This is a genomic window from Burkholderia sp. Bp9016 (assembly GCF_003857765.1).
In the GTDB taxonomy this organism is placed as follows: domain Bacteria; phylum Pseudomonadota; class Gammaproteobacteria; order Burkholderiales; family Burkholderiaceae; genus Burkholderia.
In genome coordinates, this window is record NZ_QTPY01000030.1 from 55,728 (window position 1) to 70,285 (window position 14,558).

Sequence of the window (14,558 nt, forward strand, 5' to 3'; positions counted from 1 at the left end):
AGGTTCGTGCGTAGCTCTGCGTACGGAATCCACCATGCTTTTTCCCACAGAATTTGACGTCATCGTCGTCGGTGGCGGTCACGCCGGTACGGAGGCTGCGTTGGCATCCGCGCGTATGGGCGCGAAGACGCTGCTGCTGACCCATAACATCGAAACGCTCGGGCAGATGAGCTGCAATCCGTCGATCGGCGGCATTGGCAAGGGCCATCTGGTCAAGGAAGTCGACGCGCTCGGCGGCGCGATGGCGGCCGCGACGGACGAGAGTGGTATTCAGTTCCGGATCCTCAATTCATCGAAGGGGCCGGCTGTGCGTGCGACGCGCGCGCAGGCCGACCGTATCCTGTACAAGGCCGCGATCCGCCACCGGCTCGAGAACCAGCCGAACCTGTGGTTGTTCCAGCAGGCCGTCGACGACCTGATGGTCGAAGGCGACCGCGTGGTCGGCGCCGTTACGCAGATCGGCATCCGTTTCCGCGCACGCGCGGTGGTGCTGACGGCCGGCACGTTCCTCGACGGCAAGATCCACGTCGGCCTGAACAACTATACGGGCGGTCGCGCGGGCGATCCGGCGGCCGTGTCGCTGTCGGCACGGTTGAAGGAACTGAAGCTGCCACAGGGCCGCCTGAAGACCGGTACGCCGCCGCGTATCGATGGGCGCTCGATTGACTTTTCGAAGCTCGACGAGCAGCCGGGCGACCTCGATCCGATCCCCGTATTCTCGTTCCTCGGCCGGGCAGAGCAGCATCCGCAGCAGCTGCCGTGCTGGGTTACACACACGAACGAGCGTACGCACGACATCATTCGCGGCGGTCTCGACCGTTCGCCTATGTATACAGGCGTGATCGAGGGTGTCGGCCCGCGTTATTGCCCGTCGATCGAGGACAAGATCCACCGGTTCGCGTCGAAGGAATCGCACCAGATCTTCCTGGAGCCGGAAGGGCTGACGACCAATGAGTTCTACCCGAACGGAATTTCGACGAGCCTGCCGTTCGACGTGCAGCTCGAACTCGTGCACTCGATGCGCGGTCTCGAGAACGCGCACATCCTGCGCCCTGGCTACGCGATCGAGTACGACTACTTCGATCCGCGTGCGCTGAAGGCGTCGCTCGAGACTAAGGCGATCAACGGGCTGTTCTTTGCGGGCCAGATCAACGGTACGACCGGCTATGAAGAGGCTGCGGCGCAAGGCCTGCTGGCTGGCCTGAACGCCGGTCGTTACGTGCAGGAGAAGGACGCATGGTGCCCGCGCCGCGACCAGGCTTACCTGGGCGTGCTGGTCGACGACCTCGTCACGCGCGGCGTGGCCGAGCCGTACCGGATGTTCACGAGCCGCGCCGAATACCGCCTGAGCCTGCGTGAAGACAACGCAGACATGCGCTTGACCGAGCTTGGTCGCGAACTGGGACTCGTCGACGATGTTCGTTGGGATGCGTTCAGCCGGAAGCGCGATGCTGTTTCACGTGAAACCGAACGGCTGAAGTCCACGTGGGTTACGCCGAAGACGCTGCCGCCGGAAGAGGCGACCGCGTTGCTCGGCAAGGCGATCGACCACGAGTACAGTCTTGCCGAACTGCTGCGCCGTCCGGGCATCAGCTACGACGGTGTGTGCGGGCTGAAGGGCGGCGAGTGCGGCCCTGCGGAGCCGCTCGCGGACGATCCGGTGCTGCTCGAGCAGATCAAGGAGCAGGTCGAGATCGGCATCAAATACCAGGGCTATATCGAGCGTCAGGCGAGCGAAATCGAGCGCAATGATGCGAACGAAAACACGCGCTTGCCGGACGGAATCGACTACCGTGAGGTGCGTGGCCTGTCGTTCGAGGTGAGCCAGAAGCTCAACGAGTTCCGTCCGGAAACGATCGGTCAGGCATCGCGTATCTCGGGCGTCACGCCGGCTGCGATCTCGCTGCTGATGGTGCACCTGAAGCGCCGTGGTCTTGGTCGTCGTAATGGTATCGCCGCAGGGGCGACCGAGCAGGGGGGCGGTACAGTCCCGACGCAACAATGACGGCGCGTCGCGCGCCGGCGGTTAATCGGGACGTACTTGAAGGGATGCTCGTCGACGGCACGGCCGCGCTCGACATCGCATTGACGGATGCTCAATGCAACCAGCTGCTCGACTATGTTGCGCTGCTCGGCAAGTGGAATGCGGTCTACAACCTGACCGCGATCCGCGATCCGAAGCAGATGCTGATCCAGCACATCCTGGATTCGCTCTCCATCGTCCCGCATCTGCGCGGCCGTACGTCGGCACGTGTGCTCGACGTTGGTTCGGGCGGTGGGTTGCCCGGTATCGTGCTGGCGATCGTGCAGCCGGAATGGCATGTGACGCTGAACGATATCGTGCAGAAGAAGTCTGCATTCCAGACCCAGATGCGTGCGGAGCTGAAACTCTTGAACCTGTCGGTCGTCACCGGCCGGGTCGAATCGCTGCAGCCGGGCGTCGAAGTGCCGGAAAAATTCGACATGATCGTATCCCGCGCTTTCGCGGATCTATCCGACTTCGTTAAACTTGCTCGACATCTCGTCGCGCCCGGCGGATCGATCTGGGCAATGAAGGGCGTGCACCCGGACGACGAGATCGCCCGGCTGCCGGAAGGTAGTCGCGTGAAGCAGACGATGCGGCTGGCGGTGCCGATGCTCGATGCCGAACGGCATCTGATCGAAGTCACGGTCGCCGAAGCGAATTGAAGGCGCGCGGTAGCGCGTCATTTGTTTGAAGTAAGAGGAACACACCAACGATGGCAAAGATCTTCTGCGTTGCGAACCAGAAGGGGGGCGTCGGCAAGACGACGACATCGGTCAATCTCGCCGCAAGCCTTGCAGCGCAGGAGCAACGAGTCCTGCTGATCGATCTCGACCCGCAGGGTAACGCGACGATGGGCAGCGGGATCGACAAAGCCTCCTGCGAGTCGACCGTGTACGAAGTGCTGGTCGACGGCGTATCGGTGACCGACGCGCGCGTGCGTCCGGAAGGCGTCACGTACGACGTGCTGCCGGCCAACCGCGAACTGTCCGGCGCCGAGATCGAACTGATCAACATCGACAACCGCGAACGCCGGCTGAAGGCCGCGCTCGAGCGCGTGGCCGACGATTACGACTTCGTGCTGATCGATTGCCCGCCAACGTTGTCGTTGCTGACGCTGAACGGGCTGTGCGCGGCGCATGGCGTCGTGATCCCGATGCAGTGCGAGTACTTCGCACTGGAGGGGCTGTCGGACCTCGTCAACACGATCAAGCAGGTTCACGCGAACATGAACCGCGACCTGAAGATCATCGGCTTGCTGCGCGTGATGTTCGATCCGCGTATCACGCTGCAGCAGCAAGTCTCCGATCAACTGAAAGCGCACTTCGGCGACAAGGTGTTCGACGTGGTGATTCCGCGTAATGTGCGCCTGGCGGAAGCGCCAAGTTACGGGTTGCCGGGCGTCGTGTTCGACCGCAACTCGCGCGGTGCGCAGGCGTATCTCCAGTTCGGTGCCGAGATGATCGATCGCGTGCGCGCGTTCGAGGTGTCGTGATCCGGACATGAGCGAAGCGAGGAAGAAAGACATGAACGCGGTACCAAAGAAGAAGGGCTTGGGACGTGGCCTCGAAGCGCTGCTGGGCGGCAGTGCGGACATCACCGAAGCGGTGAAGATCGAAGGGGCGCCGAACACGCTCGCGCTCGGCAAGCTGCAGGCCGGCAAGTATCAGCCGCGCACGCGGATGGACGAGGGTAGCCTGCAGGAGCTGGCGGCCAGCATTCGCGCGCAAGGCGTGATGCAGCCGATCCTGGTACGGCCGATTGCGTCCGATAAATACGAGATCATCGCGGGCGAGCGGCGTTTCCGCGCGGCACGTCTGGCCGGTCTCGACGAAGTGCCGGTACTCGTGAAGGATGTGTCCGATCAGGCTGCCGCCGCGATGGCGCTGATCGAGAACATCCAGCGCGAGGATCTGAACCCGCTGGAAGAGGCGCACGGCATTCAGCGTCTGCTCGACGAGTTCGGTTTCACGCACGAGCAGGCGGCCGAATCGGTCGGCCGTTCGCGTAGCGCGGTGTCGAACCTGCTGCGTCTGCTGAACCTCGCTTCGCCGGTACAGACGATGCTGCTGGCCGGCGATCTCGATATGGGGCATGCGCGCGCGCTGCTCGCGGTCGATGCTGCGACGCAGATCACGCTTGCACACCAGGTCGTCAACAAGCGCATGTCGGTGCGCGAGACCGAGAAACTCGTCGCGCACACGACCAAGGAAGTGCCGGCGGTGAAGGCGCGTGCGAAGGACGATGGCGGTCGCGACACGCGTCGTCTCGAGGAGGAACTGTCCGACCTGCTCGCATCGACGGTGAAGATCAAGCTCGGCCGCCGCGGGCGAGGACAGGTGCTCATCGACTTCGGCAACCTCGATGCGCTCGAGGGCATTCTCGCGCGCCTGCGCGGCAACGTCGCGGCCGAAGAGTAACGAGAGTCGATCGATGGAGAACACAGGCGCGGCAGCGCCGCGCCGGTGGCTCGGATGGCTGTTGCAGGAGCCGGTACTGACGGTGCTGGCGCTTGCACTGATTATTCTTCAATGGTTGCGTCCGCAACCAGTTGCCGTACTGACCGGCCTCGTCGACTGGCAAACCGTGCTGACGCTGGCCGGCCTGCTGATGCTGACCAAGGCGCTCGAGTTGTCCGGGTGCCTGATGTGGCTTGCGCATCGCATCGTGCATCACGTGCACTCCGAGCGCGGACTCGCGATGCTGCTCGTCATATTCGCGGCCGCGCTTGCGATGTGGCTCACCAACGACGTCGCGCTGTTCGTCGTCGTACCGCTGATGGTGTCGCTGCGCGCGCTGACGCCGCTGCCGTTCCGGCGGCTCGTGATCGTGGTCGCGCTGGCCGTCAATGCGGGGTCGGTCGCAACGCCGCTCGGCAATCCTCAGAACCTTTTCCTGTGGCAATTGAGCGGCGTGTCGTTTGGCCGTTTCGTCGTCACGCTGGGGCCGCTCGCGCTTGCATTGATGGTGCTGCTGCTCTTGCTGACGGCGTGTGCGTTTCGCGCGAAGCCGCTCGATCTGTCCGGAGACGTCGACACGGTCCCCGTGCAACGCATGCATGCGCTGCTTGCGGTGGTGCTGTTCGGTGCATTCGTATTGCTCGCCGATGCGCACCATCCGGTGCCGGGCCTCGTCGCCGTCGTAATCGCGCTGCTCGTCGCGAAACGTGATGCAGTCCTGAAGATCGATTGGCTGCTGCTGCTGATTTTCGTGCTGATGTTCGTCGTGCTGCGCAGCGCGGCTGCGCTGCCCGTCGTTCACGAAGCAATCGCGCGTGCACAGCTCGATTCGCCGTTGCGCGTGTTTGCCGCGGGCGCGGTGCTGTCGCAGGGTATCAGCAATGTGCCGGCCGCGATCCTGCTGTCGGAATTCACGCACGACTGGCGTGCGCTCGCGTTCGGCGTATCGGTCGGCGGCTTCGGTTTCGCGATCGGCTCGCTCGCGAACCTGATCGCCGTGCGTCTCGCGAAGGAGTCGCGCATGTGGCTGCCGTTTCACCTGGTGTCGATTCCATTTGCACTCGCCAGCGGCGCGCTCGGTGCGTGGCTGCTCGTGCACGGCTGAACCTGCGGTAGCGCGTGGCACAGGCGTTCGATCCGGTGGGCGGGGGGGCGCACGGCATTCCGCGAGGCTGTCGGGTTGTGGATAAGTCCGGCGATCCACAGTCGATCGTCTGTGGTGACGTTGCAACTCATTGCGTGAACGAGCGGGTTCGCGGCTGGCTTGTCTCGTGCGATGAGTGCGGTTTGTCGTCACAGCGTTCCGCTTGTTCCTGGTCCTTGTGTTGCGATGTTTTTCGCTGTCGTCTCACAGTGATTTTTTTGCCTGTGCGCCTGCCGGGTGGCCGTGATACTCGCAGAGCGCCGGTTCTGCGTCATTCGTTGCGGCGACACTTTTCCAGCAAGAAGTACCGACGCGAAAATCCCACCTTACAACTGTCATCGTACGTCGCTCGTTCGCGCGTTTTTCACATGATGAGGACGCGTTTTACGCAGATTTTTGTCGCGTCTAAAGCCTTGAATCACCTGCAACTATCGCTTACAATCGCCCGGATTTGTTAGCTAGGCACCCCCGAAAGCTTTCGGAAAGTTTGGGGCGGATTGGGAATTTGCGGAAGGTAGCGATGGCGAGTCAGGAGCAGCCGATCAATGGGCACGACGAGCGCAGCGCACGCCGCAACACCGAACCGGCTGTCGGGCAGCGGCATGCAGCCGCCGACGACTGGGATGCCGAGCAGCAAGACGACACAACAATCGTTCCGCTTACGCGGGCCGAAGCGGAAACGCTGTTCGGGCCGGACGTAAGCCGACCCTCGCGGGTCACGCCCTACCGGGTAGTGGTCGCGCAAGTGGTCCTGTCCTTGGTTGCAACGCTGGCGTGGTGGCTGTTTTCTTCGAAGCCGCCGGGCGCCGCTGCGCAATCCGCATTTTTGGGCGGAGCGATTGGCTGGGCGCCAAGCGCATTGTTCGCGGCGCGTTTGAGGCGAGGCGGTGCCGACACAGTGATGGGTTGGGTGGTCGGCGAAGTACTCAAGATGGGAGCGACGATCGCGTTGTTCGTAGCGATTGCCGTGTGGTACCCCGGCGTGCACTGGGTGCCCCTGCTCATCACGTACCTGCTCGTGCTGAAAACGTACTGGATTGCGTTGGCCTGGCGATAGGCTGTGAGACCTTGCGCAGTTCGACCGGAACATGCGCAGGCGCGTTCCCGCAATAGAGTGTTGCGGTGAAGCGGAAGACCGATTTTCGACAATTTGGGTGGCACTAACGATATGGCAACCAGCGAAGGCTCGCGTGCTCTGGATCCGTCCGAGTACATTGCGCACCACTTGCAGAACTTCTCCACCGCGCATCAGACGTCGATTTTCGATATCCACGTCTGGAATCTCGACACGTTGTTCTGGTCGATCGTCTGCGGTATCGCCACGATCCTGATCCTGTACATGGCTGCCCGCAAGGCGACGCCGGGCGTCCCGGGTCGTTTCCAGTGCATGATCGAAATGATCGTCGAGATGGTCGAAGATCAGTCGAAGGCTGTCGTGCACGGCAATCGTACTTTCATTGCTCCGCTCGCGCTGACCGTGTTCGTCTGGGTCGCGCTGATGAACTCCCTCGACTTCCTCCCCGTCGACCTGCCGGGCCGCGTGATCGGCTGGCTGGGTCTGTCGGAAGTCATCCCGCATCACCGCATCGTTCCGACGGCCGACCTGAACGGCACGATCGGCATCGCGCTCGGCGTCTTCGTGCTGATGATCTACTACAGCATCAAGATCAAGGGCCCGGGCGGCTTCCTGCATGAACTCGTGTCGGCTCCGTTCGGCGCGCACCCGCTGCTGTGGATCCCGAACCTCGGCCTGAACATCGTTGAATACGTCGCCAAGACCGTTTCGCTCGGCATGCGACTGTTCGGCAACATGTACGCAGGCGAACTGCTGTTCCTGCTGATCGCGTTGCTCGGCAGCATGTGGGGCTTCGGTGCGGACGCGTCGGTGCTCGGCTTCATCGGCCACATCCTCGCGGGTAGCGTCTGGGCGATCTTCCACATCCTGATTGTTTTGCTGCAAGCGTTCATTTTCATGATGCTCACGCTGGTGTACCTCGGCCAGGCTCACGAATCGCACTAAGCAGCCGGACAATCAAGCAGGTTTGTTTTTAGTTTTCTTTTAATTCCAGTTCCAAGTCTTTTCACAAAGGAGTGATCATGCAAGCTTTCATCGCCAACATCCAAGGTCTGACCGCTATCGGTATCGGTATCATCATCGGCCTGGGTGCGATCGGCGCCTGTATCGGTATCGGTCTGATGGGTGGCAAGTACATCGAAGCATGCGCACGTCAGCCTGAGCTGATCAACCCGCTGCAAACGAAGATGTTCCTGCTGGCTGGTCTGATCGACGCGGCGTTCCTGATCGGCGTTGGTGTGGCAATGCTGTTTGCATTCGCGAACCCGCTCCTGTCGAAGCTCGCAGGCTAAGGTTCCTCGGAAGATTTGCGCCAGCGACGAGCCGGCGCAGGGTGGAACGGATGACGAGCGCCAATCGAATTCATTTTCGACGCGCTCCTCCTCGTTTCAATTTCCGGAATAGCAGATAAGGAAACACCGTGAATCTCAACGCAACCCTGTTTGCGCAAATGGTCGTGTTCCTGATCCTCGCGTGGTTCACGATGAAATTCGTGTGGCCGCCGTTGGTCAACGCCCTCGACGAGCGCTCGAAGAAAATTGCCGACGGCCTGTCCGCCGCGGAAAAGGGTCAGGCGGAACTCGCAGCGGCGCACAAGCGCGTCGATCAGGAGCTCGCGCAAGCCCGTAACGACGGTCAACAACGCATTGCCGACGCTGAAAAGCGCGCGCAGGCCGTGGCCGAAGAAATCAAGGCTCAAGCCCATGCCGAAGCCGCCCGCATCATCGCTCAGGCGAAGGCGGACGCGGATCAGCAAATCGTGAAGGCGCGTGAAACGCTGCGCGGCGAAATCGCCACGCTGGCGGTCAAGGGCGCCGAGCAGATCCTGAAGCGCGAAGTCGATCAAACGGCCCACGCCGAACTGCTGAATCAACTGAAAGCCGAGCTCTGATCATGGCCGAACTTGCAACCATCGCCCGCCCTTACGCAGAAGCGCTGTTCCGCGTGGCCGAGGGTGGTGATATCGCCGCCTGGTCCACGCTCGTGCAAGAGCTGGCTCAGGTTGCGCAACTGCCCGAAGTGCTGTCCGTCGCGTCGAGCCCGAAAGTGAGCCGCGCGCAGGTCAACGAGCTGTTGCTCGCCGCGGTGAAGTCGCCGCTCGCGACCAGCGCGGAAGCGAAGAACTTCGTGCAGATGCTGGTCGAAAATCACCGTATCGCGCTGCTGCCGGAAATCTCCGTACAGTTCGACGAACTGAAGAATGCGCGCGAAGGCGCCGCCGACGTGCAGATCGTCAGCGCGTTTCCGCTCGAAGGCGCACAGCTCACCGAACTCCTCGCCAGCCTCGAACGCAAGTTCAAGCGCAAGCTGAAGCCGACTGTCCTGACCGATGCGTCGCTGATCGGCGGCGTGCGCGTGACGGTCGGCGACGAAGTGCTCGATACCTCGGTCCGCGCGCGGCTCGCCAGCATGCAGACAGCCTTGTGCGCTTGAGCGCCCAGGCAGCCGGCACGCAACAGAATTGACTATCAGGAGCGAATAATGCAACTCAATCCCTCTGAGATCAGCGAGCTGATCAAGAGCCGGATCCAGGGCCTTGAAGCGAGCGCAGACGTTCGCAACCAGGGCACCGTGATCTCCGTGACCGACGGTATCGTGCGTATCCACGGCCTGTCGGACGTGATGCAGGGCGAAATGCTCGAGTTCCCGGGCAACACGTTCGGCCTCGCGCTGAACCTCGAGCGCGACTCGGTCGGCGCGGTGATTCTCGGCGAATACGAACACATCTCGGAAGGCGACATCGTCAAGACGACGGGCCGCATTCTGGAAGTCCCGGTTGGTCCGGAACTCATCGGCCGCGTGGTCGATGCGCTCGGCAACCCGATCGACGGCAAGGGCCCGGTCAACGCGAAGCTGACCGACGCGATCGAAAAGATCGCCCCGGGCGTGATCTGGCGCAAGTCGGTGTCGCAGCCGGTGCAGACGGGCATCAAGTCGATCGACGCGATGGTGCCGATCGGCCGTGGCCAGCGTGAGCTGATCATCGGCGACCGTCAGTGCGGCAAGACCGCGGTGGCGCTCGACGCGATCATCAACCAGAAGGGCAAGGACCTGATCTGTATCTACGTCGCGATCGGCCAGAAGGCTTCGTCGATCATGAACGTGGTTCGCAAGCTCGAAGAAACGGGCGCGATGGAATACACGATCGTCGTCGCCGCTTCGGCATCGGATTCCGCCGCAATGCAGTATCTGGCACCGTACGCCGGCTGCACGATGGGCGAGTACTTCCGCGACCGCGGCCAAGACGCGCTGATCATCTATGACGACTTGACCAAGCAAGCCTGGGCATACCGTCAGATCTCGCTGCTGCTGCGCCGCCCGCCGGGCCGTGAAGCATACCCGGGCGACGTGTTCTATCTGCACTCGCGTCTGCTGGAGCGTGCAGCTCGCGTGTCGGAAGAGTACGTCGAGAAGTTCACGAACGGCGAAGTGAAGGGCAAGAGCGGTTCGCTGACGGCACTGCCGGTCATCGAAACGCAGGCTGGCGACGTGACCGCGTTCGTTCCGACGAACGTGATCTCGATTACCGACGGCCAGATCTTCTTGGAAACCGACCTGTTCAACGCAGGCATCCGCCCGGCAATCAACGCCGGCGTGTCGGTGTCGCGAGTCGGTGGCGCCGCTCAGACGAAGGTCGTGAAAAAGCTGTCGGGCGGTATTCGTACCGACCTCGCGCAGTACCGTGAACTCGCTGCATTCGCGCAGTTCGCATCGGACCTCGACGAAGCGACCCGCAAGCAGCTCGAGCGCGGCCGCCGCGTGACGGAACTGCTGAAGCAGCCGCAGTACCAGCCGTTGCAGGTCTGGGAACTGGCCGTGTCGCTGTACGCCGCGAACAACGGCTACCTCGACGACCTCGACGTGAAGCAAGTGCTCGCGTTCGAGAAGGGCCTGCGCGACAACCTGAAGACCAGCCACGCTGACCTCATCAAGCGCATCGAAGACACCAAGGATCTCTCGAAGGACGACGAAGGCGCGCTGCGCGCTGCAATCGAGTCCTTCAAGAAGTCGGGTGCCTATTGATCCGCGAGTGACACACTGAGGCCGCGCGGGTGCTGATGCGCCCGCGCCGCTTCGGTCAAGGAGCAAGCTATGGCTGGAATGAAGGAAATTCGCGGCAAGATCAAGAGCGTGCAAAACACGCGCAAGATCACGAAGGCGATGGAGATGGTGGCCGCATCGAAGATGCGCCGCGCGCAGGAACGCATGCGCGCAGCTCGTCCGTACGCGGACAAGGTCCGTGCCATCGCCGCGCACATGAGCCGCGCGAACCCGGAATACCGCCACCCGTTCATGGTGGCGAACGACGGCGTGAAGACGGCCGGCATCATCCTCGTCACGACCGACAAGGGTCTGTGCGGCGGTCTGAACACCAACGTGCTGCGTGCGACGGTGCAGAAGTTCAAGGAGCTGGAAGAGAGGGGCCAGAAGGTCGAAGCCACCGCAATCGGTAGCAAGGGCCTCGGGTTCCTGAATCGCTTCGGCGCGAAGGTGATGTCGCAGGTCGTACACCTCGGCGATACCCCGCACCTGGACAAGCTGATCGGCGCGGTCAAGACGCAGCTCGATCTGTACTCGGAAGGCAAGCTGTCGGCGGTTTATATCGCGTACACGCGCTTCATCAACACGATGAAGCAGGAAGCCGTGATCGAGCAACTGCTGCCGCTGTCTTCGGAACACTTCGAAGCGGATGACGGCACGCCGTCGACGTCGTGGGATTACATCTACGAGCCGGACGCACAGGCTGTCGTCGACGAACTGCTCGTGCGTTACGTCGAGGCGCTGGTGTACCAGGCCGTCGCGGAAAACATGGCGTCCGAGCAATCGGCGCGGATGGTCGCGATGAAGGCTGCGTCCGACAACGCGAAGACGGTGATCAGCGAACTGCAGCTCGTGTACAACAAGAGCCGTCAGGCCGCGATTACCAAAGAACTGTCGGAGATCGTCGGCGGCGCAGCCGCTGTTTAAGCGCGCGCCCCGGACGACAACTGCGCCCTTGCGCGAGTAAAGAATCAGGTATTTAAAGGAAAAGCGATGAGTACTGCTGCTTTGGTAGAAGGCAAGATCGTACAGTGCATCGGCGCCGTTATCGACGTGGAATTCCCGCGCGAAAGCATGCCGAAGATCTACGACGCGCTCATTCTCGATGGCTCGGAACTGACGCTCGAAGTCCAGCAGCAGCTGGGCGACGGCGTGGTCCGTACCATCTGTCTGGGTGCATCCGATGGCCTGCGCCGCGGTCTGACCGTGAAGAACACGGCAAAGCCGATTTCGGTACCGGTCGGCAAGCCGACCCTCGGCCGTATCATGGACGTGCTCGGCCGTCCGATCGACGAAGCTGGCCCGATCGAGAGCGACGTGACGCGCTCGATCCACCAGAAGGCTCCGGCGTTCGACGAACTGTCGCCGTCGACCGAACTGCTCGAAACGGGTATCAAGGTTATCGACCTGATCTGCCCGTTCGCAAAGGGCGGCAAGGTGGGTCTGTTCGGCGGTGCTGGCGTGGGCAAGACCGTCAACATGATGGAGCTCATCAACAACATCGCGAAGGAACACGGCGGTTACTCCGTGTTCGCGGGCGTGGGCGAGCGTACCCGTGAAGGGAACGACTTCTACCACGAAATGAAGGACTCGAACGTTCTCGACAAGGTCGCGCTGGTGTACGGCCAGATGAACGAGCCGCCGGGCAACCGTCTGCGCGTCGCGCTGACCGGCCTGACGATGGCCGAGCACTTCCGTGACGAAGGCCTCGACGTGCTGTTCTTCGTCGACAACATCTACCGTTTCACGCTGGCCGGTACCGAAGTGTCGGCACTGCTGGGCCGTATGCCGTCGGCAGTGGGCTATCAGCCGACGCTGGCTGAAGAAATGGGCAAGCTGCAGGAACGCATCACGTCGACCAAGAAGGGCTCGATTACGTCGGTCCAGGCCGTGTACGTCCCTGCGGATGACTTGACCGACCCGTCGCCGGCTACGACCTTCGGCCACCTGGACGCAACCGTCGTTCTGTCGCGTGACATCGCTTCGCTGGGTATCTACCCGGCAGTCGACCCGCTCGACTCGACCTCGCGCCAGATCGACCCGAACGTGATCGGCGAAGAGCACTACACGATCACGCGTCGCGTTCAGCAGACGCTGCAGCGCTACAAGGAACTGCGCGACATCATCGCGATTCTGGGCATGGACGAACTGTCGCCGGAAGACAAGCTGTCGGTCGCACGTGCGCGTAAGATCCAGCGTTTCCTGTCGCAGCCGTTCCACGTCGCAGAAGTGTTCACGGGCTCGCCGGGCAAGTACGTACCGCTGAAGGAAACGATCCGTGGCTTCAAGATGATCGTCGACGGCGAGTGCGACCACCTGCCGGAACAGGCGTTCTACATGGTCGGCACGATCGACGAAGCCTTCGAAAAGGCCAAGAAGATCCAGTAAGGGTCGGGTGTAACGCCGCGGGCGCCGTTGGCCGTTGATTCTCCTGTAGCACTGGCGACAGGAGACACGGCGCCCACGTAATACGCTCAACCCGCCGTGCATGGGACGAGGGTGCGCGCCGCAGGCGCGGGCACTCGTCGACAGGAGTCGATATGGCAACCATCAAAGTAGACGTCGTCAGCGCGGAAGAGCAGATCTTCTCGGGCCAGGCGAAATTCGTCGCGCTGCCGGGCGAAACGGGTGAGCTGGGTATTCTGCCGGGTCACACGCCGCTGATCACGCGGATTCGTCCGGGTGCGGTACGCATCGAAGTCGAGGGCGGCAACGACGAATTCGTGTTCGTCGCAGGCGGCATTCTCGAAGTGCAGCCGGGCGCCGTGACGGTGCTCGCCGATACCGCGATCCGCGGCAAGGACCTCGACGCGGCGAAAGCCGAGGAAGCGCGCAAGCGTGCCGAGGAAACGCTGCAGAACGCGAAGTCGGACCTCGACCTCGCAAAGGCGCAATCGGAGCTCGCGACCGCGATGGCGCAGCTCGAAGCGATCCAGCGTCTGGCGAAGGTTCGCAGCCGGCACTAAGCCGCGCGCGCGTACCTCGCGAAAGAAAGCAGCCTCCGGGCTGCTTTTTTTTCGCCCGTGGCCCGTTTCCGCGTCGTTTTGTCCGGTCGTGCTATTTCATCCGTCCGCCGCGATTTGATGTCAGAGTGTCGTCAGCGGAGCGCGGCATCATCCGCGGTGAGGCTGTCCGCCCCAATGGCGGTAGAGCGGGCGCGTGCGTCAGTCGCTCGCCCGGGCCGATCAGACAAAAACGGATGGAGACATTGATGGCAGCAGACCTTGGCAAGGCGGCGCTGATCGCGCCCGAAAACGGACTGTCGTACGTGCGCGGCGAGACAGGCGTACCGCTCTCCGAAGCGACGATCGGCCGGTTCCTGCTCGACACGGCCGGCCGCTTTCCCGATCGTCCGGCCGTCGTGTTCCGCGAACAGCAGGTGCGCTGGACGTGGCGCGAGTTCGCGCACGAGATCGACGTGCTCGCGGCCGGCCTCGTCGCGCTCGGCATCGCGAAGGGAGATTGCGTCGGCATCTGGTCGCCGAACCGCAGCGAATGGCTGCTCACGCAGTTCGCGACCGCGCGCATCGGTGCGATCCTCGTCAACATCAATCCGGCCTATCGGCTCGCGGAGCTCGAATACGCGCTGAACAAGGTCGGCTGCAAGGCCGTGATCGCAGCCGAGCGCTTCAAGAGCTCGGCGTACGTCGAGATGCTGCAGACCATCGCCCCCGAGCTCGCGAGCGCGACGCCGGGCGACCTGCATGCGGCGCGGCTGCCGAGCCTGCGCACGGTCGTGTCGATGGGCGAGGTCGCGCCGGCCGGGATGTTCCGCTTCGCGGACGTGATGGCGCGCGGCCGCGATTCGCTCGACGT

The 14,558-nt window shown here is 62.6% G+C and carries 15 protein-coding genes; all 15 read left to right on the plus strand.

Annotated elements, in window-relative coordinates:
* Window positions 1–34 precede the first annotated feature (34 nt).
* Window positions 35–2,005, plus strand: coding sequence for a tRNA uridine-5-carboxymethylaminomethyl(34) synthesis enzyme MnmG (gene mnmG, locus DIE13_RS28100; RefSeq protein WP_124830310.1), 1,971 nt, complete (start codon window positions 35–37; stop codon window positions 2,003–2,005).
* Window positions 2,002–2,688, plus strand: a complete 687-nt coding sequence (rsmG, locus tag DIE13_RS28105; RefSeq protein ID WP_124830311.1) for a 16S rRNA (guanine(527)-N(7))-methyltransferase RsmG — start codon at window positions 2,002–2,004, stop codon at window positions 2,686–2,688. Before mnmG ends, rsmG begins: the two co-directional genes overlap by 4 nt.
* A 50-nt stretch (window positions 2,689–2,738) precedes the next feature.
* Complete coding sequence (locus tag DIE13_RS28110; protein ID WP_124830312.1) at window positions 2,739–3,518, plus strand: ParA family protein; 780 nt, start codon at window positions 2,739–2,741, stop codon at window positions 3,516–3,518.
* A 31-nt stretch (window positions 3,519–3,549) separates the two neighbouring features.
* Window positions 3,550–4,443, plus strand: a complete 894-nt coding sequence (locus tag DIE13_RS28115; RefSeq protein WP_124830313.1) for a ParB/RepB/Spo0J family partition protein — start codon at window positions 3,550–3,552, stop codon at window positions 4,441–4,443.
* Window positions 4,444–4,456: 13 nt separating this feature from the next.
* Entirely contained in the window at window positions 4,457–5,587 is a 1,131-nt protein-coding gene (locus tag DIE13_RS28120; protein WP_124830314.1) for an SLC13 family permease, read from the plus strand.
* A 559-nt stretch (window positions 5,588–6,146) separates the two neighbouring features.
* The gene (locus tag DIE13_RS28125; protein WP_124830315.1) at window positions 6,147–6,683 is read left to right on the plus strand and encodes an ATP synthase subunit I; all 537 of its coding nucleotides are present in this window, start codon (window positions 6,147–6,149) and stop codon (window positions 6,681–6,683) included.
* 111 nt (window positions 6,684–6,794) lie between these two features.
* Window positions 6,795–7,646, plus strand: coding sequence for a F0F1 ATP synthase subunit A (atpB, locus tag DIE13_RS28130; RefSeq protein ID WP_124830316.1), 852 nt, complete (start codon window positions 6,795–6,797; stop codon window positions 7,644–7,646).
* A 77-nt stretch (window positions 7,647–7,723) separates the two neighbouring features.
* The gene (atpE, locus tag DIE13_RS28135) at window positions 7,724–7,993 is read left to right on the plus strand and encodes a F0F1 ATP synthase subunit C (protein ID WP_025990054.1); all 270 of its coding nucleotides are present in this window, start codon (window positions 7,724–7,726) and stop codon (window positions 7,991–7,993) included.
* A gap of 128 nt (window positions 7,994–8,121) precedes the next feature.
* Complete coding sequence (locus DIE13_RS28140) at window positions 8,122–8,592, plus strand: F0F1 ATP synthase subunit B (protein WP_124830317.1); 471 nt, start codon at window positions 8,122–8,124, stop codon at window positions 8,590–8,592.
* Window positions 8,593–8,594: 2 nt separating this feature from the next.
* On the plus strand, window positions 8,595–9,134 hold the full coding sequence (locus DIE13_RS28145; protein ID WP_124830318.1) for a F0F1 ATP synthase subunit delta: 540 nt from the start codon (window positions 8,595–8,597) through the stop codon (window positions 9,132–9,134).
* Between the two features lie 48 nt (window positions 9,135–9,182).
* Window positions 9,183–10,724 carry a F0F1 ATP synthase subunit alpha gene (atpA, locus tag DIE13_RS28150; RefSeq protein WP_124830319.1) on the plus strand — a complete coding sequence of 514 codons (1,542 nt, stop codon included), beginning with the start codon at window positions 9,183–9,185 and terminating at the stop codon, window positions 10,722–10,724.
* 69 nt (window positions 10,725–10,793) lie between these two features.
* Window positions 10,794–11,669 (plus strand): F0F1 ATP synthase subunit gamma, encoded by an 876-nt coding sequence (gene atpG / locus DIE13_RS28155; protein ID WP_124830320.1) that lies wholly within the window; start codon window positions 10,794–10,796, stop codon window positions 11,667–11,669.
* Between the two features lie 66 nt (window positions 11,670–11,735).
* Window positions 11,736–13,130, plus strand: coding sequence for a F0F1 ATP synthase subunit beta (gene atpD / locus DIE13_RS28160; protein ID WP_124830321.1), 1,395 nt, complete (start codon window positions 11,736–11,738; stop codon window positions 13,128–13,130).
* Window positions 13,131–13,282: 152 nt separating this feature from the next.
* A complete protein-coding gene (locus DIE13_RS28165; protein WP_096506708.1) occupies window positions 13,283–13,708 on the plus strand; it encodes a F0F1 ATP synthase subunit epsilon in 426 nt (141 codons plus the stop codon).
* A 245-nt stretch (window positions 13,709–13,953) separates the two neighbouring features.
* Window positions 13,954–14,558 (plus strand): AMP-binding protein (locus tag DIE13_RS28170; protein WP_148094089.1); only part of this gene is annotated, 605 nt, incomplete at its 3' end.

Coding starts and splice junctions, on each gene's coding strand:
- mnmG (WP_124830310.1), top strand. CDS start 35: ATGCTTTTTCCCACAGAATTTGACGTCATCGTCGTCGGTGGCGGTCAC.
- rsmG (WP_124830311.1), top strand. CDS start 2,002: ATGACGGCGCGTCGCGCGCCGGCGGTTAATCGGGACGTACTTGAAGGG.
- DIE13_RS28110 (WP_124830312.1), top strand. CDS start 2,739: ATGGCAAAGATCTTCTGCGTTGCGAACCAGAAGGGGGGCGTCGGCAAG.
- DIE13_RS28115 (WP_124830313.1), top strand. CDS start 3,550: ATGAACGCGGTACCAAAGAAGAAGGGCTTGGGACGTGGCCTCGAAGCG.
- DIE13_RS28120 (WP_124830314.1), top strand. CDS start 4,457: ATGGAGAACACAGGCGCGGCAGCGCCGCGCCGGTGGCTCGGATGGCTG.
- DIE13_RS28125 (WP_124830315.1), top strand. CDS start 6,147: ATGGCGAGTCAGGAGCAGCCGATCAATGGGCACGACGAGCGCAGCGCA.
- atpB (WP_124830316.1), top strand. CDS start 6,795: ATGGCAACCAGCGAAGGCTCGCGTGCTCTGGATCCGTCCGAGTACATT.
- atpE (WP_025990054.1), top strand. CDS start 7,724: ATGCAAGCTTTCATCGCCAACATCCAAGGTCTGACCGCTATCGGTATC.
- DIE13_RS28145 (WP_124830318.1), top strand. CDS start 8,595: ATGGCCGAACTTGCAACCATCGCCCGCCCTTACGCAGAAGCGCTGTTC.
- atpA (WP_124830319.1), top strand. CDS start 9,183: ATGCAACTCAATCCCTCTGAGATCAGCGAGCTGATCAAGAGCCGGATC.
- atpG (WP_124830320.1), top strand. CDS start 10,794: ATGGCTGGAATGAAGGAAATTCGCGGCAAGATCAAGAGCGTGCAAAAC.
- atpD (WP_124830321.1), top strand. CDS start 11,736: ATGAGTACTGCTGCTTTGGTAGAAGGCAAGATCGTACAGTGCATCGGC.
- DIE13_RS28165 (WP_096506708.1), top strand. CDS start 13,283: ATGGCAACCATCAAAGTAGACGTCGTCAGCGCGGAAGAGCAGATCTTC.